Here is a 20259-nt window from a genome sequence, read left to right as displayed (position 1 = left end):
GCGGGCCCGCGCACGCGCCGGAGGCGGTCGCCGCGCTCGACCGGATCGTCGACCGGCTCGAGCGGCTGCGCTACGCGCGCGGCGGCAGCACGGGGACCGGTGCGGCCGCGGGCGACTCCGGCCTCACCGAGGACGGCACGGCCTGCGTCACCGCCCTCGAGCAGGGCGCCACCCCCCGCGTGCGGCGTACGGCGCACTGGTGGCCGCGCTCCCTACTGCACCCGGGCACGCGCTCGCGGCCCTCACGCCCGAGCCGCACCGAGCCGCTCGGTGGCGGCGGGGTCGTCGAGCACGTGGGCTGACGGCCTGCTGACCGGAGGGTCGGCGAGCAGGAGGTCAGAAGCCGCCGTTCTGGTCGCGGCGGCGACGCCACCGCTCCTCGAGGCGCTCCATGAAGGAGCCGTGGCTCTGGCCGGAGCGGCCGGCGCCGGAGCGGCGCGGGCGCCGCAGCCGGGCGCCGCGGCCACCGTCGATGACGGCGAAGCCGGACGGGTGGCCCGTGGCGCGGGGCTCGGCGGTGGCCGCGGCCTGGCCGCGGATCGCGGTCAGGGAGACCGTGGCCGAGACGAGCATGATGACGAAGCCGACGATGCCGAGCGGGATGACCTGGCTGATGACGCCGGTCATGAGGACGACGATGCCGACCACGAACACGACGCCGGCCAGGATGGCGCGGCGGCGGGCGGTGCGGCGCAGCGTCGTGCCGCGGAGCGTGGAGGCGAACTTCGGATCCTCTTCGACGAGGGCGCGTTCCATCTGCTCCAGCAGTCGCAGCTCCTCTTCCGAGAGTGGCACCGGTTCCCTCCAACCTTGGTCGCGTGAGCCAAGTCTAGGCAGCGACTCCTGATCACGGTAGGCGCACTCAGGAAATCGTCGCCGAAGCGAGACCGGTCGGGCGGGCCCCGGTCAGGTGAGGAGGCTAGCGGGTCGCACCGCGGAGGTCCCGAACCGGCGGGTGGCGCGGTCGACGGCGCGGTCGGCGTCGGCCCAGCCGCGCTCGCGCTCGCCCAGCACCAGCTGGTGATGGACGCGCTCGCGCGGCATCAGTCCCTCGACCCGGACCCCGACCAGCCGGATCCGGGCGCGCTGCAGCCCGAGGGCGTCGTAGAGGCCCACCGCGGCGCGGTAGACCTCCTGGGTCACGTCGGTCGCCTCGGGCAGGGTGCGCGAGCGGGTGATGGTGGTGAAGTCGGCGAAGCGCACGGTGAGCGTCACCGTGCGGCCGGCCACCGCCGCCACGCGCATGCGGCCCGTGACCTTGGCGGTCAGCGCGAGCACCTCGCGCAGCACCGCCTCCCGGTCGTCGGTGTCACGCCCGAACGTCTCCTGCGCGCCCATCGACTTGTCCGGCTGCCCGCCGCCCAGCCCGAAGGCGGTGGAGGAGCCGGCCACGACCTCGCGGCGGTCGGTGCCCCAGGCCAGGTCGTGCAGCTGGCGGCCGAGCGCGTCGCCGACCGCGCGCTGCAGGGTGCGCAGCGGGGTGTGGGCGACGTCGCCGACGCGGACCAGCCCGAGCCGGTGCAGCATCGCCCGGGTCTTCTCCCCCACGCCGTAGAGCTCGCCCACGTCGAGCGGGTGCAGGAACGAGGTCACCTCCTCGGGCGGGACCACGACCACCCCGTCGGGCTTGGCCCGGCGGCTGCCCAGCTTGGCGACCGACATCGAGGCGGCCACCCCCACCGAGCAGGTGATGCCCTGCTCGTCGTGGATGCGCGCGCGGATCTCCTCGGCGATCAGCACCGGCGACCCGAGGCGGCGCACCGAGCCGCGGACGTCGAGGAACGCCTCGTCCAGCGAGAGCGCCTCGACCAGCGGGGTGACCCGGCGGAAGGTCTCCATCACCGCGGTCGAGACCGTGGAGAAGGTGTCGTAGTCGGGAGGCAGGACCACCGCGTGCGGGCACAGCCGGCGGGCCCGGGTGGCGGTCATCGCCGACCGCACGCCGTACTCGCGGGCGAGGTAGTTGGCCGAGAGCACCACCCCGCGGTGGCCGCCGCCGACGATCACCGGCACGTCCTGCAGGTCGGGTCGCTCGCGGGTGGCGACGGAGGCGTAGAACGCGTCCATGTCGACGTGCAGGATCGGCGTGCTGGTCCGCGGGACGGTCGCGGCCCTCACGGCCGGACCCCGGGGTCAGCTGCTGATGACGTGCAGCTGCGTGGCGAGCGGGAGGTACTCGGGACGCTCGGCGACGGCGCGCTCGAGCTCGACGAGAGCCGCGGTGGCACCCGGCTCCAGCTCGAGCAGCGAGCCGGGGACCAGGTCGGCGAAGACCCGGATGCCGTGGACCGAGGCGATCTCGAAGCCGGCCTCGGTGAGCAGCTCGGTGGTCTCGTCGGCGGTGAACCGGTGGCCGGAGCGCCCGGTCGGGGCCTGCGCGGGGTCGAGCAGCGCGAGCGCCTGCTGGAAGTGCCCGGCCATGGCGCGGGCCAGGACCGCGGCGTGGCGCTGGGCGACCAGGAGGCTGAGCGTGCCGCCGGGGCGGAGCACCTCGCGGATCGTGGCCAGGGCGGCGGCGGGGTCGTCGACGACCTCGAGCACGCCGTGGCACAGCACCACGTCGGCGCTGTCGGCGCCCACGGCGTCGACCAGGCTGGACAGGTCGCCCTGCTGCCCGGCGACCTCGACGCCGACCTCGCGGGCGCGTCGCGACAGCGCGGCGAGCGCGTCGGGGCTGGGATCGACGACCGCGACCCGGTGGCCGAGCTCGGCCACCTTGACCGCGAACCCGCCGGTGCCGCCCCCGATGTCGAGGACGTCGCGGGACCCGGCGCCCAGGATCGGGCGCAGGACGTCCCACACCACGGCCGTCCGGGTGGCGCCCCTGCGCTCGCTGGCTGACATGACGTGAACACTAATGGCCCCTTTCCCTCGGTGGTCGAGCCCCGCCTCATCCCGCGCTCCCCGGCGAGCGGTGCCAGAGCTTGCGCGCGACCGACCTGCCGTCCTCGCCGGCCGGCTTGATGTCGGCGTACGGCGACATCTGGAACCCGCTGGAGTGCACCAGCACCCGGCGCTGCTCGGGCGCGGCGAACCCCTTCGGCACCGTCGCGAGGTGGCGGTGCACGGCCTCAAGGCCCTCGCGCTGCCACAGCGCGTGCAGCAGCGGCAGCTCCCAGCAGCCGGTGGCGCGCAGGGAGACCCCGCGGTAGCCGGTGCGGCGCAGCTCGCCGCGCACGACCAGCAGCCAGGAGTGGAAGACCGTCTCGGCGTAGGGCCCCTGCGCGTCCTCGAAGAACGTCGCGTCGACCGGGCCGGTCGCGTCGTCCAGGGTCAGGAAGACCACCCGGCGCCCCGAGCGGATCGGCGGCGTCTGGGTGGCGACCTTGACGCCTGCGACCAGCAGCTCGGAGCGGCTGCGCTGGCCCAGCAGGTCCTTGCTGCGGGTGACCCCGAGGTCGTCGAGGAACGCGGCGTAGTCGTCGACGACGTGGCGGCTGACGTCGAGGCCGAGGATCTCCAGCTCGGCGGCCATCGACTCGGCCGCGGTCATCTCGGGCAGCCCGGACACCTCGCCCTCGCGGGGGCCGTCGCCCAGGTCGAGGGCGAGCTGCACCGAGGTCACCGGCGGCGGCGCCGGGGTGGCCCGGCTCTGCGCCGCGGCCTTGGCCCAGACGCCCTGCTCCCCCAGCGGGTGCCGCTCCAGCGGCGCCTCCTCCTCGCGCGCCCGCGGGTCGGTGCTGTTGCGCACCGCCGCCTCGTCGGCCCGCGTCGCCGAGACCGGGGTGCGGCGCCGGGTGGCCAGGCCGCGTCCCCGCGAGGCCTTCTCGACCGCCTTGCCGTGGCGCTCGAGCTGGGCCACCTGCAGCAGCAGGTCGCGCCGGGTCACCCGGCCGCGCTGACGGACCCCGCTGCCGCCCGCGGCGCCGATGCCGTAGACGGAGTCGAAGCCGCCGGCCAGCACCAGCCGCTCCACGACCGGGCGCGAGACCCGCGCCCGCTGCCAGAAGTCGCTCAGGGAGGCGTAGGGGCGGGCGGCGACGACCCGCTCGACCTCGGCCTCGTTGATGCCCTTGACCTCCGACAGCGACAGCCGGATGCCGTAGCCGGGCCCCTCCTCGGTGGCGACCCGCTCCACGACGTACTCCTTCTCGGAGGCGTTGACGTCGAGGCCGAGCACCTCGATGCCGAGCTGGCGCACGTCGTCGAGGATCAGCCGCTTGGGGTACATGCCGGGGTCGTGGGTGAGCACGCCGGCCAGGAAGTGGGCCGGCCAGTGGGCCTTGAGCCAGGCCGACTGGTAGGTCGGCAGCGCGAACGCCGCCGCGTGGGCCTTGCAGAACCCGAACGACGCGAACGCCGCGATCACCTTCCAGAGCTGGTCGACCACCGAGAGCGGGTAGCCCCGGGCGAGCGCTCGCGGGAAGAACCAGACCTTGGTCTCGGCCATGCCCTCGACGTCGCCGAGGGCCCGTCGCTTCTCGTCGGCCTCGGCGTAGGAGATGCCGGTGAACTCCGCGATCATCAGGATCACCTGCTCGTGGAAGACGACCACGCCGCGGGTCTCCTCCAGGATCGGGCGCAGGTCGGGGTGGAGGTAGCTCGCGTCCCTCCAGCCCTGCTTGACCTCGAGGTAGGGCGTGATCATGTCGCTCTTGACCGGCCCGGGGCGGAACAGCGAGATGTCGGTGATGATGTCGCCGAAGGTCTCGATGCCGGACTTGCCGACCAGCTCGCGCTGCCCGGGCGACTCGATCTGGAAGACCCCGAGCGTCTTGGCGCTGCTGATCAGGTCGTAGGTCGCGGGGTCGTCGAAGGGCACCTGCGCCTCGTCGTCGAGGTCCACGCTCACCCCGTCGACCCGCGCGATCTCGGCGACCGCGTGGGCCATCGAGGACTGCATGCGGATGCCGAGGACGTCGAGCTTGAGCAGGCCGAGGTCCTCGACGTCGTCCTTGTCGAACTGGCTCATCGGGAAGCCCGCGAAGCTGGCCTCCACCGGGGTGCGGTCGAGCAGCGTCGCGTCGGAGAGCAGCACCCCGCAGGGGTGGACGGCGATGTGGCGCGGCAGCCCGTCGAGGCGCTCCACGAGCTGGAACATCAGGTCCAGGCGCTGGTCGGTCAGGCCGCTGGCGCGCAGCTCGGGCAGGTCGCGCAGCGCGATCCGCGCGTCGCGGGCCCGGATGTGCGGGAAGGCCTTGGCGATCGCGTCGGTCTCCCCCGGCGGCATGCCGAGGGCGGCGCCGACGTCGCGCACGGCGTGGCGCACCCGGTAGGTGTCCATCATCGAGACGCAGACGCAGCGCTCGCCGCCGTACTTGTCGAGGATCGCCTCGTAGACCTCCAGCCGGCGCGCGGACTCCACGTCGACGTCGATGTCGGGCAGGGCGCCGCGCAGGGGCGAAAGGAACCGCTCCATCAGCAGGTGGTGGCGGATCGGGTCGACGCCGGAGATCCCGAGCAGGTAGTTGACCAGGCTGCCGGCGCCGGACCCGCGCGCCGCGCAGCGCACGCCCAGGTCGCGGATCAGGTCGGTGACGTCGCCGACCGTGAGGAAGTACGGCGCGTAGCCCAGGCTGCGGATGGTCGCCAGCTCGTCGTCGAGCCGCTTCCAGATCACCTGGCGCGGGGCGGAGCCGTAGCGGTCGCCGATCGCCCCCTCGCAGCGCTGGCGCAGCGCGACGTCGGCGCTGCTGTGGTCGGTCGAGAGCTCGAACTCGGGGAAGTGCACCTCGCCCAGCCCGAGGTCGGCGCGCGGGTCGAGCCCGCACCGGTCGGCGACCGCGCGGGTGCCGGCGAGCAGCCGGGCCGCGTCGCGCTCCCCCAGGCCGCCGGCGCGGCAGACCTCCTCGGCGACCTCCCACATCTGCTTGCCGGACTTCAGGAAGCCCTCGGCGTTGCGGCGGTCGAGGTGGCGCTGGTCCAGGGCGACCAGCCGGCGCGCGGCGTCGAGCACGTCGACGGTGACCGCGTCGCGCCGGTCGGCGTAGCGCACGGCGTTGCTGAGCACCGTCGTCAGCCCCGCCTGCCGGGCCACGCCGGCCATGCGGGCGGCGTGCGGGGTGGTGCCGGGGCCCCAACCCGAGCCGCCGCCGGGGAGCCGGTGGGAGACCAGCTCCACCACGAGGTGCGAGCGCGGGACCAGCGTGCGCCACGGCGCCAGCGCGGCCAGCGCCAGGTCGTCGCGGCGCCGGGTGGCGGCCACCCCGACGGCGGAGGTCGGGCCGAGCAGCACCGTCAGGTCGCCCGAGGTCAGCAGCCCGGCCACCTCGTGGGGCAGCGCGTCCAGGTCGAGCACCGGGCTGCCGCGCTCCCCGGAGAGGTGGGTCGCCGACAGCAGCCGGCACAGCGCCGCCCAGCCCGCACGGCCGCCGTGGGTGTCGGCGCTGGCCAGCACGGTCACCCGCGGCAGCCCGCCCCGCTCGGCCGGCAGGTCGCGGAACGCGCCTCCCCGCACGGGGGTGCGGGTCCTGGCCCCCGTCGGGGCGGCACCGGCGCGGTAGGCGAGGTTGACGCCCAGCACCGGGCGGATCCCCGCCTGCCCACAGGCGCGAGCGAACTTGACGGCGCCGTAGGTGCCGTCGCGGTCGGTCAGCGCGAGGGTGTCCATCTCGTGCTCGGCCGCGCGCTCCACCAGGACGTGCGGGTGGGAGGCGCCGTACTGCAGCGAGTAGCCCGAGGCCACCTGGAGGTGGACGAACGGATCGGACACGGGGGACACTCCTGGAACCAGCCGGTCGACCCCTGACTGTCGTTCGAACATGTGTTCGAACGAGACCAGTGTAGGCCGCTCCCCGACGATGCCGTCAAGTGGCCCTCACCAGATCGCGTCGGCCCACTCGGGGTGGTCGATGAACGGGTTCCGGTTGTGCTGGTAGTCCTCGAAGATCACGTCGTTGCGACGCCGCTCGAAGGCGCTGGGCGGGTCCTGGGCGTTCCACTCCAGCAGGGTCGAGAGGCGGCCGTGGCCGGGCGCGCTGCCGTTGCTCACGGTGTCGTTGACCTCGAGGTCGGGGAAGCCGTCGCCGCCCTCGTAGCGCACCGACATGTAGAGGATCATCCGCGCCACGTCGCCCTTGACCTCGTCGCGCGGCTCCCAGGAGTCGGCGTCGGCGTAGTTGCCCGGCGCCTCGTCGTTCTCCGTCCCGCCGTCGTCGAAGTCGAGGTTGCCGCGGTCGGAGTTGACGGTGACGTCCTCGGGGCGCAGGTGGTGGATGTCGGTGCCGGGACCGGTGGCGGTGCCGAAGTCGCCGTGCGACTTGGCCCAGACGTGTTCGCGGTTCCACTGCTGGACGCCGCCGCCGTTGTCGTTCTCGGAGATGCTGTCGCCGGTGTAGAGCTCGATGACGTTCGCGGGATTGGCGGGGTCCTCGTCGGTGTCCCTCAGCGCCCCCCAGACCTGGTCATAGCTGAGCCTGGTCACGCCGCGGGAGATGATGGCGTGCAGCGCGGACTCCAGGGCCGGGCCGGTCTTGCCGATCGCCGGCGCCCAGTAGGTCGCGTCGTGCGCGCCGCCGCCGGTCGGCGGGTCCGGGTCGGGCTCCGGGTCCGGCTCGGGGTCGGGGGTGGCTCCGACCGGCGCGAAGGCGGTGCCGGAGGTCAGCCCCGGCCGGGAGAAGTACGCCGCCAGCGTGCCGGTGACGTCGATGCGCCGGCCCAGCAGCGAGGGGTTGCTGCGCAGCCCCCAGGTCGCCCGGAAGGCGCTCGGGACCTGCACGTAGACCATCTGCGCGGGGTCGGTGACGCCGGCGGTGTCGGCGAGCGCGAGCGCGTAGTCGCTGGGGAAGCCGCTGCGCACCACGGTCGTGGACGACGTCGGCTGGCCGACGACGTAGCCGCGGACGGTGGCCGTGGAGCCGTCCTGGGTGGCCCGCGCCGCCGCGACCGTGACCGGCGTGGCGGCCTGGGCCGAGCCGACGCCGGCCAGCAGCGGCACGACGAGCAGGAGGGCGGCGAGGAGCGCCGTCAGCGGGAGGGGCAGCAGCTGGGCGGCACGATGTCGTGGGGGCCGCGTCCCGAGAAGGGTCACGCGACGACTCAAGCCGAGCGGGAGACCTCCCGTCCAGACGGGATAACCCTTGCCTGCGCCAGGGCCTGCCCGATCGGGAGATGGGGCACCAGCCCCAGCGACTGCTCCACGACGCCGAGGAACCGGTCGGCGTCGCGCACCAGGTCGTCGGCCTCGCGCTCGGTCACGGCCCGGGTGGAGCCGGCCTCGGCGGCGGCGCGCTTGGCGGCGCCGGCGGCGAAGAACGTCGCCCACTCCCCCAGCTCGGGCGCGACCTCGGCGAGCAGGACCCAGGCGTTCTTCTGCGGACGACGCCGGGCCGGCGCCGGGCGGGCACGGGCCGCGAGCAGCGCCGCCGCGGAGCGCAGCGCGGCGACGTGGGCGGCGGCGTAGCGGGTGGGGACGTCGGTCGCGGCGACCGCCTCGTCCAGCGACTCGGCGGCGCGGGCGAGGTAGGAGTGGGTGGTCGCGGGGAGGGCGTAGGGGTGGGGCTGGACGCTCATCGCTCAGTCCTCGCAGCCGACGAGCTGCCAGCGGCCGTCGACCCAGTCGAAGGAGAGGTCGAAGACGCCGCCGCCCTCGAGCCCGCGCCCGGCCTCGACGCGCCACAGCTCGCGCTCGCCGAGCAGGTCGCCGACCGGCGCCGACCCGGTCGGCTCCTCGGAGCCGATCGCCACCCGGGCCACCGGGCTCTGCCACCACGGACCGGTCTCCACCCAGTGCGCGAGGACCGCGCGGACCTTCCACAGCCGGCCTCGCCACAGGAACTGCTCGGGGCCGTCACCGCCCTTGCGTACCTCGACCGGGTCGTCGTAGCGCCTCACGTCGTCCTCCTCGCACTGGTGACCCCGGTGCCGGCGGAGGTGGGGGTCGAGGTCACCCCCGCCGGCGGTGTTCGAACAGACGTTCGAACACCCTCAAGGTACACCGCCCCACCGACAGGGCGTCAAGAGCGAGCCCGGCGCTGTCTCGCCGCGGCCCCAGCCGAGGTCAGCCGAGGTCAGTCGCGGTCAGCCGCGGGAGGGGGCGAACGCGTCGGCGTGCACGTACGCCGTGGTGTCGCGGTGCAGCAGCGCGTAGAGGATGGCCGCGTTCAGCGGCAGCGAGGCCACCGCGCAGACGACGAAGAGCACCGGCGGGTCCGTGCGCAGGCTGGCCAGCGTGGACAGCACGATCACCACGACCATCGCCACGAGCGACCAGCGCGCCCAGTTGTGCGCCGTCTTGAGGAACGGCAGCAGCACCAGCAGCAGGCCGGCGAAGACGATGTAGAGGACGACCGCCACGGGCACGAACGCCGGCGGCTGGATCGCGCTGTCCTCGGGGTGGCCGACCGACCAGGCGTCGATCAGCGCCTGGCGCTGGACCGCGGTCAGCGCGGTCACGGCGGCGCCGACCACGACGAGGACCACGACCAGCCAGACCGCGAGGGTCACCGAGCGTGGCGCCGGCGGCAGGTCGTCCAGCTGGTGGTCCATGGGAAACCTGGTCTCTCTGTAGCGGTCGCTAGGGTCGCGGCATGACGACGGAGCACCCCATGACGGAGCACCCGAGCATCGCCCGGTTCCGCACGGAGCATGCCAACCGCGGCGGGACCGGAAACATCGTCATTCTGCCCGACTCGGTCCACACTGCGGCACTGGCCGCGCAGGCACTGGCCTGCGAGGTCGGCGCGATCGCCAACAGCCTGCTCTTCGACGCCGGCGGCGCACCGGTCCTGATCCTCACCTCGGGCGCCCACCGCGTCGACACGGCCCTGGTCGCCGAGCGCATCGGCGTGGGCTCGCTGAAGCGCGCGAAGCCGGAGTTCGTGCGCGAGCACACGGGTCAGGTGATCGGCGGCGTCTCGCCGATCGCCCACCCCGCGCCGGTCCCGACGTACCTCGACCCCTGGCTGCGCCGCTACGACGTCGTCTGGGCCGCGGCCGGCCACCCCGCCGCGGTCTTCTCGACGACCTACGACGAGCTGGTGGCGCTCACCGGGGCCACGCCCGTCGACGTGGAGTGACGAGAAGAAAGTTCCGCGCGGTGCGAACCCCGGAGCGCCCTCTCGGCGTACACAGGGGTGACCGGACCATCCACCCGACGGAGCAGTGATGCGGCGCGAACGACGCGAGGAGGACTTCTCGGCGTTCTTCCTCGCCCGCGGACCCGCCCTGCGGCGGACCGCCTACCTCATCGTCCGCGACTGGCACACGGCCGAGGACCTCACGCAGCAGGCCTTCGTGAAGCTGTACGCCGCCTGGCCGCGCGTGCGCCCCGAGACCGCCGAGGCCTACGCCCGCAAGGCCGTGGTCAACCAGTGCCTCAGCCACCTGCGCCGCCACCCGCCGGACATCCCCACCGACGTGCTGCCCGACCGCGTCGAGACGGCGCCCGACGAGCACCTCGACGTCGGCCGGGCGCTGGCCCTGCTGCCGGCGCGCCAGCGCGCGATCGTCGCGCTGCGCTTCCTCGACGACCTCTCGGTCGCCGACGTCGCCCGGACGCTGTCGGTCGCCGAGGGCACCGTGAAGAGCCAGACCTCGCGGGCGCTCGAGACCCTGCGCACCCACCTGCCCGATCTCGTCCTCTCCGAGGAGTCCCCATGACCGAGCGCGAGCTCTCCACCCTGGTGCGCGACCACGTCAGCTCCGACGAGCCGCCGTTCGCCCTGACGCCCGACCAGGCCATCAGGCGCGGGCGTCGCGTCGTCCGGCGCCGCCGGCTCATCCTCGGCGGCACCGTCGCCGCGGTCCTCGCCGTCGGCGGCCTCGCGGGCGGTCCCGCGCTCACCGGCGGCGACGGGCCGGTCGACCGCTCGACCGCCGTCGACCGGCCGGGCCCCGACGCGACGGTCGGCGACCCCGCCCAGCTCCCCCGGCTGCTCGAGGAGCAGTCGCGCGCGGTGCTCGGGCGCAGCGTCGAGGACCTCGGTCCGGCCACCCTGGAGACCACCGACGACGCACTGGTGATCCGCTTCGGCACGGGCTCCGACCACCGCTTCGAGGTCGCGCTCACCCACGACCGGCGGCGGGCCGAGGAGAGCGGCGAGCAGTACTGCGAGTCCGGGCTCATCGGCGGCTCCTACCTGGAGTGCACCCGGGAGGTCCGCGACGACGGCAGCATCGTCATCACCAAGCTCTGGGGCGTCCGGCTCACCTCGCAGGGGACCTTCAAGGCCATCAAGAACGACGAGATCGCCACGATCGACCGCGACCGGCTGTGGTTCGAGCGGCGGGTGAAGGTCGTGAGCTCCGAGACGTTCGTGACCTACGTCAAGGAGACGCTGCGGGCGCCGTCGCTCGAGACCGCCCGGGACGCGATGCAGGTGCCCGAGGCCGACCTGGTCGAGCTCGGGACGGACCCACGCCTCGTCCTGCCCGACTAGCCTCCGGGCATGGAGTCCCTCCCCCTGGCGTTCTCGAGCGGCTGGGCCAGCGGCGTCAACGCCTACCTGGTCGTGCTGGTGCTCGGCGTCGCCGACCGCGTCGGCGGCCTCGCCGAGGTGCCCGACGTCCTCGGCCGCTGGGAGGTCCTCGCGATCGCGGGGTTCCTCTACGCGATGGAGTTCGTCGCCGACAAGATCCCCTTCATCGACTCCGGCTGGGACGTCGTCTCGACGCTGATCCGCCCGACCGCCGGCGCGGTGATCGGGGTGCTGCTCGCCGGCGACGCCGACTCCCTGACGCAGGCGGTCAACGGCGCGGTCGGCGGCGGCACGGCGCTGCTGTCCCACCTGGTCAAGGCCGGCAGCCGGCTGGCCATCAACTCCTCCCCCGAGCCGGTCACCAACATCGGCGCCAGCATCACCGAGGACGTCGTCGTGCTGGCGCTGGTGTGGTTCGCGATCGAGCACCCTGCCGCGGCCGCGGCCATCGCGGGCGTGCTGCTGGCCGTGGGACTGGTGGTGCTCTACCTCGCCGCCAAGCTCATCCGCCGCGGCTGGCGGCGGCTGCGCCGCAGACCGGTCGCCACCTCGGGGGCCGTCGCCTAGCCCAGTAGGTTGGCCGCATGGCGCGGGTGGTGGTGGTCGGGGGCGGCTTCGGCGGTCTCGCCTCCGCGGCCCGTCTCGCCAAGCTCGGCCACGAGGTCACGCTGGTCGAGGCCTCGGACACCCTGGGCGGCGCGCTCGGCACCGTGTCGGAGGGCGAGTACTCCTGGGACGCCGCCGCGACGTCGACGGTGATGCCGGCGGTGATCCGCGACCTGTTCCGCAAGTCCGGGCGCCCCGTCGAGCGCGAGCTCGACCTGGTGCCGCTCGAGGTGATCCGCGAGCACCGCTTCGAGGACAAGACCAGCGTGCGGCTGCCTGGAGGCACGCGGGGCGCGCAGCTGGCGGCGTTCGACGAGCTGGGGCCGGGCCTCGGCCAGGCGTGGGTCGACCACGTGGCGTCGTACGCCGACGACTGGGAGGTCCTGCGGCGCGGCTACGTCGAGGTCCCGTGGGACCGCGACCGGCTCCCGCGCGAGGTCACCGCGCGGCTCCACAGCCGCGAGACCCTGCACAAGCGGCTGCGCCGCGCGTTCCGCGACGACCGGCTGGTGCTGGTGGCGGGTCACCCGTTCACCGAGGCCGGGCACGACCTGCGCAACGTGCCCGCGTGGGCGGGGCTGCACGCCTACCTCGAGCAGCGCTTCGACGCCTGGACGATCACCGGCGGCATGGCGGTGCTGGCCACCGCGCTCGAGGCGCGGCTCGCGACCCGCAAGGTCACCGTCGTGCGCTCCACGCGCGTGCTCGACCTCGTCGTGCGCGAGGGCCGGGTCGCCGCCGTGCGCACCGAGACGGGCGAGCTGGACGCCGACGTGGTCGTCGTGGCGATCGACCCGCGGCGGCTGCCCACGCTCGCGCCGTACGTCGCCCGCACGATGCCCGCGATCCCGCCGGTCGTCTCGCACCTCGGCCTGGACGGCGACGTGCCCGACGTGCCGCACGAGCTGGTGCTGCACGGCGACCCGATGCTCGTCGTCCGTCCCGGCGGCACCGCGCCGGAGGGCGGCGTCGCCTGGACCGTGCACGGCCGCGGCCGGCTCGCCGAGGACCTGCTCCGCGCGCTGGCGCGCCACGGGCTCGACGTCCGGACGAACGTCGTGGTGCGGGTCGACCGCTCCCCCCGCGAGCTCGTCGAGGCGTGGGGCGGCTCGCCGCTCGGCGTCCTCTGGCAGGGCCGCGCCACCGTGCGCCACCGTCTCGGTCCCGACACCCCGGTGCCCGGCGTCTACGCCGCCGGCGCGCACGCGACTCCCGGCGGTGGGCTGCCGTTCGTCGGGCTCTCGGCCTCGCTCGTCGCACAAGCCGTCGGGCCCGCCTGACCCTTACTGGGTGTGTCCCTATTGCCCGGATGGCTTGCGACGTCACTGTCCGGGCGCGTGCGTAGCCAAGTGACCTGACCGATGACCAGTGGGAACTGTCGAAGCCGGTCTTCAACGCGCCCGGCGAGAGCGGCCGTAAGCATGCCGATGATCTCCGGACCGTGGTGGACGCCATCTTGTACAGCGCGCAGACTGACCTGCCGTTGGGCGCGCTGGCCGTGCCTGCTTCAACCCACGAGAACCAGAGCAGCGAGTTGATGCTCGGGCACCTGGACCGGAAGACTCGCCTAGGTCAGATGATCGGCAAGCTGCGACGCGATGGGGCATGAGGCCAGTCACTGACGGCCGCTCATGCCGTGATCGGCGCGCCGGAAGTACGCCTTACCGCGAACTTTGACACGACCCACATTCGCTTGGTGCGAGACCGCTCGCTAAGCAATGCTTGACTATCTCTAGGGAGAATGGATCCATGCTCCGAGCTCTACGGCTGGGGAACTTCGGTGGGTACATCCTGTCCGGAGCCCTGGTGGTCGTCGGTGTGTTCGTGGCTGGGAGTAATTGGCCCGGCGGCGTGGAGGAGTGTCCGCCTGGCCCGGGAGCGTGCACGACTCCAGGGCCACCCCCTTACGGAAGCGCATGGTGGACAGCGACTGGACTGGCCATAGTCGTCCTGAGTCTGCTTCTCGCACTGTTGTTCTGGAGGTTTGGTCGGCGGCGACCGCTTCGACCGGGTGCAGATTAGCCATGTGCCCGACCTTTCGTCCGCTCATGCCGCGTCGGCGCCAGTGCGAAACGCACTCACATGCCGATGAGCGCGCGCCTCGTAGGAACGCCGCGCTCGCCAACTCGACGTGCGGCGCTGCGACAAGGACCGCTGGAGCGCGCGCCTTACACTCGTCAGTCGGGGTCGGCATGCCAGGCAACGATCCGCTTGGCCGCCGCCTCCGGGGCGAGTTGATGGGTGTCGAGTCTGAGGTGCCTGTACGCGGCAAGCACGTCATCGGCAGGCAGCGCAACCGCCTGGTCCGTGTTCATTATCCAGCTCTCGCGTTCACGCAGGTGTGCGTCTGACCAAGTCAAGTCCCGCTTTGACGGCTTGGCCAGGAGCCGGTCCTCCCCGCGGTTGCGCTCCAACCGCGTTTCCAGGTCGGCCGCCAGCTCGACGAACAAGATCGGCAGTTCGGCGGCCACGTACGGCGCCACGAGATCGCCTACCCAGCGGGCGTCGTCGACGCCTCCGAGATTCCAGACAAGGGTCAGGATGAGCGACACGTTAGCGGCGGCGGCCTCCTCGACCACGCGACGCCGGAACTCGCCGGTGAGCGCGCGGAACGGCCTGGTGTCCATGCCGAAGATGTCTGCGAGCGGCTCGATGGTGTGGTGGTTGAGGAAGAGTCTGAAGTCGCTGCGCTCGCACACTGCGCGACCTACCGTCATCTTGCCGACAGCCGGTGGTCCGAAGATCACCATCAATTCACCATGCTTCACGCCTGCACGCTAACCGGCCGCAGCCGGCTTACGCGCTGACCGCTTCCGATGGCTCCGGGTCGGACCCGAACTACGAGGGCCAACGCCCAGATCTGCCGCAGTCCGCTCATGCCGATGAGCGGGCAAGGGGCCGCACACCTGACCTGTGTGACGATCAGGACGTGAGAACTGTTCGCCTGATGACTGATCACTTTTCCGACTGGCCACTGTGGTGCGGGGGCGGCACCGGACAAGACGCCTGGCCGATGCTCTCGGATGATCTGCAAAGGGCACTCAATGCCTGGAATGAGTTTTGGTACGACAACTTCGACCTTCGAGACGGCTGGGCTCCGGGCACCCACAACGCGTTCATCGCAGAGGGCCAGCGCCTGCGAGACGCCCTCGAACTGGAGCTCGGTTCCGAATACGAAGTCCGGCTAGTGGTATAGGCGCCCCGCCTCGTCATCTAGGCGCACAAGCGCACGCTCATATCGCTGATCGCGCGCGCTCACGCCGAGATGCGGGCGTCCTACATGCGGTGGCTCCGCTGCCTATCGACCTCGGCCTGAAGTCCCGCTGGCCAGGCTTCGATGAACGGCTGCGTCGAAGATTCCCACCATCCGGTGTCGTCCACGAAGGACACCGCGACGGCGCCCTTCACATAGTCGTCGCCCTCAGCCAGGCCACCATCGACAGCGGCCAGTAGGCGTTCAAGCGGGTCCGCCATGCCGTGGTCGAACCAACTGACTGCCAAGCGAAGCAGGTCCGACATCAGCAGGTGAAGCAGCAGTTCCCCGTCGTTGTCGGCGAGGTTCTCGCGCACCTTCGGCTCCGCCTCAGGCACCCGCTCGATCACCAGATTAACGAAGTCTGAACTTCTCATCATGGCCGAATCATCGCGCACGGACATCCGCTCATGCCGCTGAGCGGGCGTTGCTATGCCCGGTCGTATTTGTAGTCGTACTCCCACGGCAGGTGGCGTCCGACGCGGTTAGCGACGGTCTGCCAGTCGGGACCTGGGCTCATGGCAGTGACCAGCCGTTCGAGGGCAGCCTCGAAAGCTTCGGGGGACCACGTTTTCATGAGCCACACTCCGTGTACGGGCAGGACTCAACCACCCGGTAATACGTCCGGGCGAGCCCCGAACCCCACTGAGCGAGGCTGAACTGATCAGCAAACATGCTTGTCGAGCACAGGATGCAGTCGAACGAGTCGGATAGTTTGCTGTCGGTTGAGCCGATGAAGACCTGCGCGGAAACCCCGAAGTGGGTCTCCTGAGTGGGGTTCAGTGTCGTTCCACCAGTGGTAGAAGACTTGCTTCACCTCAGCAACGACGCTTGCATCACCCATGGCCCGAGTCTGTCAGTGAACGCACTTATCTGCCGTCCCCCGCCCACAAGCGAGTGCGTCTTGCGCTGCCCGTGCGGAACGCCTAGACATCCGGATCCGTCGATATTGGCGTCTGATGATCTTGACGTCGGTCGTTCTTCATAAGCATCAGGTATCGAAGCATCCATGGGGCCCCGATGAGGGGCCACATCGCGAGACTGAAGAATGGTCCCCCTGGAAGGTGTGCGAGATCAAAAGCCTCGACGAAGGCGAGTGTCGCGCATGCCAATCCCAGACTAGCTAGCGCTAGTGCAATCGCTCGTCCGTACTTGACCACGCGCGCATCCTTCCAGCAGCGCCTCCAGGGGCGGGTGTGCGCTCTCGACCGGAACCGTGCACGAGGTTCTCGCGGTTGTTGGGCGAGACGTCGCCGCGGTTCATGCCGCTCACCGACGCCGAGCTCGATGCGGCCCTCCCGTTCCGCCCGGGCGCCAGTTGGATGACTTACCCTCGGCGCGTGAGCAGCGAGAGCGAGCACGAGCTGGAGCCGTTGGTGCCCCACGTCTGGGAGATGATCTTCGCCCTCCTCCTGTTCAGCGGGGTCGCGGCGGTCGCTGTGCTGATCGCTGTGCTCCTCAGCCGACGAGTGCGGCGGTAGCCCTTTCCTTTGTCACCCTGATGATGCTGAATCGCTCAGAAATGTGTCGTCGGGTTGATGGCACCATCTGCCCAGGAGCCGCCGTCAACTGAGTACCTGGCAGCAACCATTGCCTCGTGCTCGTCACGATGTGAAGCATGCCACTTTTCCCTCAGCACCGCGCGAGCGAACGCGCGCACGCGCGCACCCATGCGTCCTGGTCGTTTCTCAGCTCCTCAAGGACCGACACAGGCACTGTCTTGTTCTGGGCTACCCAGAAACGCATGTCCGGGAAACGGTCGACCACGTCGCGCCAGACGCCCTCGGAGGCTTCGTCCTCAGCAGCCCGACCGTAAATCATCGGGGTCGTCGCTCAACCGCAGTCGACCCAGCTAGCACGACAGGCGTCGCTGAGGTCAGGCCGACTGAGCTGCGCGACCGCCAGCGCGAGCAGCCAACGAGCTGGCACGGCTCAGCACTAGGACGCCCTGCCGGGTCAACAGTGGTCACGAGGCGAAGTCTGCCGGAGTTAGCTCACCTACGATCGCTCACCGGTAGATGCTGACGCGGAGACGGGCGGACATTGAGGCCTGCCCAGCGGCCTACAATGGTCCGGTGACCAGGTCGTGTGGGCGCGCCTTGCTAGCCGTGGCGCTCCTGGCACTAGCCCTAGCGTTGGGCGGATGTGCAGCGGAGAGCGCCCCGTTGCCCCCGACGGGCTCTGCATGTAGAAGCCTCGTCAAGGAGGAGGCGCCGGCCTTGGAGGCACGGGCGGCCGAGTTGTTGCACATGGAGAGGAATCTCGTGGGGGCACGGGCCGACTGCGACTCAGGCGGCTACCCCAGCGTCTTGGTCGGCATTGAGTCCAGCCAGCAGATCATTCGACGGATGACGAAGTTCGGCACGGCCGTGGAAATTCGCAATACCGAGTGCCTGAAGTATCTCGGCCCATCAGAGTGCGATCGGCTCTGGCGCTACACCCCGGACAGCAGTGACGGGACCTACATCGTGTCGCACCCGAGCGCCGGGCGTGGGGAGTTCGTCATCAGCGTCGACAGGGTCTAGCGGGCCGTCCGCACATGGGCATGATCCCCGCACGATAGGCGGCAGATCAGGTCACTCTTCTCCGTGCAGGCGAGAGCTCATCTCGCGGCTCACTGGCTCCGCCTCGGCCCAGCGCTCGTCTTCGCTGAGTTGCCACTCCGCAGGTAACGACTTCTCGGGCAGGCGGCGCACCCGTGCACACGGTCGCGCCCGCCCCTCGAGGTGCTCGATCGCCGCCAGCAGGACGCACGAGGCATGACCCCGCGGGCCGCCGGGCCATAGCCGCTCGGCCTCCCCGCTGAGACTGAGGTCTCCGGCCCGTTCACCGACATCTGCGCATTGGCTCGGACTCATCACGGCTGCGCGCCTCGCCAGGTCTGATTCGCCAAATCGCCATAACTCGCGCGCGTAGGAGACGGCCGGCATGGTGATCACGAAGTTGCCCATGGTCGTAAGTCTGCTGCCTAGGGCACGCCCTGGCATCGGCAGATCCGGTAAACGGCTCACTGCTTCTGACGTCGAATAGCGACACACGCAGTTAGAGTGGGGCGATGGCAGACGAAGACCTGACGGCGGCCGAGCCCGACGTCATGGAGCTGTTCGACACCGACAGCGGCAGCAGCCCCGGCCTGGTGTGCCGGGTGTGCGGCTCGCTGGTGGCCGGCTCCGGCGACTACCCCCGGGCCCACTGGGCCTGGCACGAGGCGCCCAACGGCGCCTAGGCGCCCTGCCCGAGCGGCTCGATGTCACCCGACTCGACGAGCTGCTCGAGGGCCTGCGCGCAGCCGGCCTGCCAGCGGCCGGCGTCGTCCTGGAACGACACCACCGCCTCGCCGGTGCACGACCCCTCGGCACCGCCGCGCTGGGCTGAGCGTCGGCCGCGGCCCCTACGCTCGGGGCATGCGCATCGGACTCACCCTCCTGACCGACCTGCCCTGGACGGAGGCCGCCCCTCGCTGGCGGGCCACCGAGGACATGGGCTTCGACCACGCCTGGACCTACGACCACCTCACCTGGGGCGGGCTGCCCGACTCCCCCTGGGCCGGCGCGACGCCGACCTTGGCGGCCGCGGCCGCACTCACCGAGCGCATCGGCCTCGGCACGCTGGTCTCCGCGCCCAACTTCCGCCACCCCTACCTGCTCTTCCGCGACGCCCAGGCGCTCGAGGACATCTCCGGAGGGCGGTTCCTCCTGGGGCTCGGCACCGGCGGCGACCTCGACTCCCGGGTCCTCGGCGTCGAGGACCTCACGGTGCGCGAGCGCGTCGACCGCTTCCAGGAGTTCGTCGGCCTGCTCGAGCAGCTGCGCGACGGCGACCATGTCACCAGCCAGGGGCGCTGGTTCTCCGCGGCCGACGCCCGCACGCTGCCCGGCCTCACGCGCACGCCGTACCTGGTGGCGGCCAACGGCCCGCGCTCCCTGCGCTTCGCCGCCGCCCACGGCGACGGCTGGGTCACCACCGGGCCTCCGGCCGACACCGTCGAGTCCTGGTACGCAGGGCTGGCCGAGTCGGTCCGCGTCTTCGAGGACGCCCTCGGCGCGGCCGGACGCGACCTGGCGTCGGTCCCCCGCTACGTCCTCACCGACGCCACCCCGCACCTCTCCGGCACCGGACGCTTCGCCCTGTCCAGCGTCGCGTTCTTCGAGGAGATGGCCGGGCGGCTCGACGAGCTCGGGTTCACCGACCTCGTCACGCACTGGCCGCGACCCGACACGGCGTACGTCGGCGACGTGGCGGTGCTGGAGGCCGTGGCTTCCGACGTGGTGCCGAGGCTGCAGCGCGGCTGAGCCGGCGGTCGTCGTCGCCCGGGGCAACCGTGCGAGGCGTCACCCCCGTCAAGGAGGTGACAGCGACCGACGGCACCGAGGAGACGCAGCCTGATGAGACGCGCCGAGCGCGACGACGAGTTCGCGGAGTTCGTGGGTGCTCACCGCAGCACCCTGGTGTCGATGGGGCGCCTGCTCACGGCCGGTGACCACGCGTGGGCCGAGGACCTCGTGCAGACGAGCCTCACCAAGCTCTACGTGTCGTGGGCGCGGGTGCGGCGCGCCGACAACCCGCTCGGCTACGCCCGCACCACGCTGACCCACGCCTTCGTCGACGAGACGCGCCGTGCCTATCGACGGCGTGAGCTCGTGGCCGAGGACGCCCACAGCACCGTGGGTGAGCTCCAGACGGCGCCCGACGTCGACCTGCGCCGCGACGTCCTGACCGCCCTGGCCGGACTCGCGCCGCGACAGCGGGCCGTGGTGGTGCTGCGGCACTGGCTCGACCTCGACGTCGCCGAGACCGCCCGGTTGCTCGACTGCACCGAAGGCACCGTCAAGTCCCAGAACGCCAAGGCGCTCGCGCACCTGCGCGACGCCCTCGGCGAGAACGTGCTTCCCGCCCACCCCGTCCCTGAGGAGATCCGATGAACGACCTGCGCCACCTGCTCGACACCGCCGCCGCCGCGCCCGACGCGCCCGGCACCCCGCCCACCGACGACCTCGCCCGCGGCCGCGACGCGCTGCGCCGGCACCGCCGCCGCCGAGGTGC

At 71.9% G+C, this 20259-nt stretch carries 23 protein-coding genes; 12 read left to right on the top strand and 11 right to left on the bottom strand.

What is annotated here, in order from left to right:
• Positions 1–302, top strand: a 302-nt coding sequence (locus IRQ30_RS21970) for a hypothetical protein (protein ID WP_193614972.1), incomplete at its 5' end; no start/stop codon positions are given.
• A 34-nt stretch (positions 303–336) separates the two neighbouring features.
• Here IRQ30_RS21970 and IRQ30_RS21965 read toward each other — a convergent pair.
• From IRQ30_RS21965 to IRQ30_RS21930, 8 genes are all read right to left on the bottom strand, one after another.
• Positions 337–795, bottom strand: a complete 459-nt coding sequence (locus tag IRQ30_RS21965) for a DUF3040 domain-containing protein (RefSeq protein WP_193614971.1) — start codon at positions 793–795, stop codon at positions 337–339.
• 111 nt (positions 796–906) lie between these two features.
• Entirely contained in the window at positions 907–2118 is a 1212-nt protein-coding gene (gene dinB / locus IRQ30_RS21960) for a DNA polymerase IV (RefSeq protein WP_338088004.1), read from the bottom strand.
• Positions 2119–2133: 15 nt separating this feature from the next.
• Positions 2134–2844 carry a methyltransferase domain-containing protein gene (locus tag IRQ30_RS21955; protein WP_193610410.1) on the bottom strand — a complete coding sequence of 237 codons (711 nt, stop codon included), beginning with the start codon at positions 2842–2844 and terminating at the stop codon, positions 2134–2136.
• A gap of 46 nt (positions 2845–2890) precedes the next feature.
• On the bottom strand, positions 2891–6652 hold the full coding sequence (locus IRQ30_RS21950; protein ID WP_338089821.1) for a DNA polymerase III subunit alpha: 3762 nt from the start codon (positions 6650–6652) through the stop codon (positions 2891–2893).
• Positions 6653–6757: 105 nt separating this feature from the next.
• Positions 6758–7969, bottom strand: coding sequence for an endonuclease (locus IRQ30_RS21945; RefSeq protein ID WP_338089820.1), 1212 nt, complete (start codon positions 7967–7969; stop codon positions 6758–6760).
• An 8-nt stretch (positions 7970–7977) separates the two neighbouring features.
• Positions 7978–8451: an SAV_6107 family HEPN domain-containing protein gene (locus IRQ30_RS21940; RefSeq protein ID WP_193610408.1), complete on the bottom strand. Its 474-nt coding sequence runs from the start codon at positions 8449–8451 to the stop codon at positions 7978–7980.
• Between the two features lie 3 nt (positions 8452–8454).
• Positions 8455–8772 (bottom strand): DUF6504 family protein, encoded by a 318-nt coding sequence (locus IRQ30_RS21935; protein ID WP_193610407.1) that lies wholly within the window; start codon positions 8770–8772, stop codon positions 8455–8457.
• 186 nt (positions 8773–8958) lie between these two features.
• Positions 8959–9426 carry a hypothetical protein gene (locus IRQ30_RS21930; RefSeq protein ID WP_193614969.1) on the bottom strand — a complete coding sequence of 156 codons (468 nt, stop codon included), beginning with the start codon at positions 9424–9426 and terminating at the stop codon, positions 8959–8961.
• Between the two features lie 41 nt (positions 9427–9467).
• Here IRQ30_RS21930 and IRQ30_RS21925 point away from each other — a divergent pair, with 41 nt between their 5' ends.
• From IRQ30_RS21925 to IRQ30_RS21905, 5 genes are all read left to right on the top strand, one after another.
• Positions 9468–9956 (top strand): YbaK/EbsC family protein, encoded by a 489-nt coding sequence (locus tag IRQ30_RS21925; protein WP_227467962.1) that lies wholly within the window; start codon positions 9468–9470, stop codon positions 9954–9956.
• A gap of 88 nt (positions 9957–10044) precedes the next feature.
• On the top strand, positions 10045–10539 hold the full coding sequence (locus tag IRQ30_RS21920) for a SigE family RNA polymerase sigma factor (protein WP_193610405.1): 495 nt from the start codon (positions 10045–10047) through the stop codon (positions 10537–10539).
• Positions 10536–11318: a hypothetical protein gene (locus IRQ30_RS21915; RefSeq protein WP_193614968.1), complete on the top strand. Its 783-nt coding sequence runs from the start codon at positions 10536–10538 to the stop codon at positions 11316–11318. Before IRQ30_RS21920 ends, IRQ30_RS21915 begins: the two co-directional genes overlap by 4 nt.
• 9 nt (positions 11319–11327) lie before the next feature.
• Positions 11328–11924, top strand: coding sequence for a DUF4126 domain-containing protein (locus IRQ30_RS21910; RefSeq protein ID WP_193614967.1), 597 nt, complete (start codon positions 11328–11330; stop codon positions 11922–11924).
• 17 nt (positions 11925–11941) lie between these two features.
• The gene (locus IRQ30_RS21905) at positions 11942–13243 is read left to right on the top strand and encodes a phytoene desaturase family protein (RefSeq protein WP_193614966.1); all 1302 of its coding nucleotides are present in this window, start codon (positions 11942–11944) and stop codon (positions 13241–13243) included.
• 897 nt (positions 13244–14140) lie between these two features.
• Here IRQ30_RS21905 and IRQ30_RS21895 read toward each other — a convergent pair.
• Positions 14141–14731: an ATP-binding protein gene (locus tag IRQ30_RS21895; protein ID WP_338089819.1), complete on the bottom strand. Its 591-nt coding sequence runs from the start codon at positions 14729–14731 to the stop codon at positions 14141–14143.
• Positions 14732–14910: 179 nt separating this feature from the next.
• Here IRQ30_RS21895 and IRQ30_RS21890 point away from each other — a divergent pair, with 179 nt between their 5' ends.
• Complete coding sequence (locus IRQ30_RS21890; RefSeq protein ID WP_193614965.1) at positions 14911–15159, top strand: hypothetical protein; 249 nt, start codon at positions 14911–14913, stop codon at positions 15157–15159.
• An 80-nt stretch (positions 15160–15239) separates the two neighbouring features.
• Here IRQ30_RS21890 and IRQ30_RS21885 read toward each other — a convergent pair whose 3' ends face one another.
• On the bottom strand, positions 15240–15620 hold the full coding sequence (locus IRQ30_RS21885; protein ID WP_193614964.1) for a DUF7674 family protein: 381 nt from the start codon (positions 15618–15620) through the stop codon (positions 15240–15242).
• Between the two features lie 936 nt (positions 15621–16556).
• Between IRQ30_RS21885 and IRQ30_RS21880 the strand changes: the two genes are divergently transcribed.
• Together IRQ30_RS21880 and IRQ30_RS21875 are read left to right on the top strand one after the other, a co-directional pair.
• A complete protein-coding gene (locus IRQ30_RS21880) occupies positions 16557–16697 on the top strand; it encodes a hypothetical protein (protein ID WP_193614963.1) in 141 nt (46 codons plus the stop codon).
• Between the two features lie 867 nt (positions 16698–17564).
• Positions 17565–17741: a hypothetical protein gene (locus IRQ30_RS21875; protein WP_193614962.1), complete on the top strand. Its 177-nt coding sequence runs from the start codon at positions 17565–17567 to the stop codon at positions 17739–17741.
• 51 nt (positions 17742–17792) lie between these two features.
• Here the strand turns inward: IRQ30_RS21875 and IRQ30_RS21870 are convergent, their stop codons facing one another.
• Positions 17793–18167 (bottom strand): hypothetical protein, encoded by a 375-nt coding sequence (locus IRQ30_RS21870; RefSeq protein ID WP_193610392.1) that lies wholly within the window; start codon positions 18165–18167, stop codon positions 17793–17795.
• A 104-nt stretch (positions 18168–18271) separates the two neighbouring features.
• On the opposite strand from IRQ30_RS21870, the gene IRQ30_RS21865 reads away from it, so the two are divergent.
• From IRQ30_RS21865 to IRQ30_RS21855, 3 genes are all read left to right on the top strand, one after another.
• On the top strand, positions 18272–18442 hold the full coding sequence (locus IRQ30_RS21865; RefSeq protein WP_193610391.1) for a hypothetical protein: 171 nt from the start codon (positions 18272–18274) through the stop codon (positions 18440–18442).
• 178 nt (positions 18443–18620) lie between these two features.
• Complete coding sequence (locus IRQ30_RS21860; protein ID WP_193614961.1) at positions 18621–19508, top strand: LLM class flavin-dependent oxidoreductase; 888 nt, start codon at positions 18621–18623, stop codon at positions 19506–19508.
• Positions 19509–19601: 93 nt separating this feature from the next.
• A complete protein-coding gene (locus IRQ30_RS21855; protein ID WP_193610389.1) occupies positions 19602–20138 on the top strand; it encodes a SigE family RNA polymerase sigma factor in 537 nt (178 codons plus the stop codon).
• The last annotated feature ends 121 nt before the right edge of the window (positions 20139–20259 follow it).

Origin of the sequence: Nocardioides lijunqiniae, from assembly GCF_015024225.1 — a bacterium.
GTDB lineage: Bacteria > Actinomycetota > Actinomycetes > Propionibacteriales > Nocardioidaceae > Nocardioides > Nocardioides lijunqiniae.
The sequence above is the reverse complement of the archived record's forward strand: the minus strand, read 5'-3'. Positions and strand labels throughout refer to the sequence as shown.

Coding starts and splice junctions, on each gene's coding strand:
- IRQ30_RS21905 (WP_193614966.1), top strand. CDS start 11,942: ATGGCGCGGGTGGTGGTGGTCGGGGGCGGCTTCGGCGGTCTCGCCTCC.
- IRQ30_RS21910 (WP_193614967.1), top strand. CDS start 11,328: ATGGAGTCCCTCCCCCTGGCGTTCTCGAGCGGCTGGGCCAGCGGCGTC.
- IRQ30_RS21885 (WP_193614964.1), bottom strand. CDS start 15,620: ATGTCCGTGCGCGATGATTCGGCCATGATGAGAAGTTCAGACTTCGTT.
- IRQ30_RS21875 (WP_193614962.1), top strand. CDS start 17,565: ATGACGAAGTTCGGCACGGCCGTGGAAATTCGCAATACCGAGTGCCTG.
- IRQ30_RS21930 (WP_193614969.1), bottom strand. CDS start 9,426: ATGGACCACCAGCTGGACGACCTGCCGCCGGCGCCACGCTCGGTGACC.
- IRQ30_RS21920 (WP_193610405.1), top strand. CDS start 10,045: ATGCGGCGCGAACGACGCGAGGAGGACTTCTCGGCGTTCTTCCTCGCC.
- IRQ30_RS21890 (WP_193614965.1), top strand. CDS start 14,911: ATGACTGATCACTTTTCCGACTGGCCACTGTGGTGCGGGGGCGGCACC.
- IRQ30_RS21925 (WP_227467962.1), top strand. CDS start 9,468: ATGACGACGGAGCACCCCATGACGGAGCACCCGAGCATCGCCCGGTTC.
- IRQ30_RS21855 (WP_193610389.1), top strand. CDS start 19,602: ATGAGACGCGCCGAGCGCGACGACGAGTTCGCGGAGTTCGTGGGTGCT.
- IRQ30_RS21865 (WP_193610391.1), top strand. CDS start 18,272: ATGGCAGACGAAGACCTGACGGCGGCCGAGCCCGACGTCATGGAGCTG.
- IRQ30_RS21870 (WP_193610392.1), bottom strand. CDS start 18,167: ATGGGCAACTTCGTGATCACCATGCCGGCCGTCTCCTACGCGCGCGAG.
- IRQ30_RS21940 (WP_193610408.1), bottom strand. CDS start 8,451: ATGAGCGTCCAGCCCCACCCCTACGCCCTCCCCGCGACCACCCACTCC.
- IRQ30_RS21955 (WP_193610410.1), bottom strand. CDS start 2,844: ATGTCAGCCAGCGAGCGCAGGGGCGCCACCCGGACGGCCGTGGTGTGG.
- IRQ30_RS21915 (WP_193614968.1), top strand. CDS start 10,536: ATGACCGAGCGCGAGCTCTCCACCCTGGTGCGCGACCACGTCAGCTCC.
- IRQ30_RS21860 (WP_193614961.1), top strand. CDS start 18,621: ATGCGCATCGGACTCACCCTCCTGACCGACCTGCCCTGGACGGAGGCC.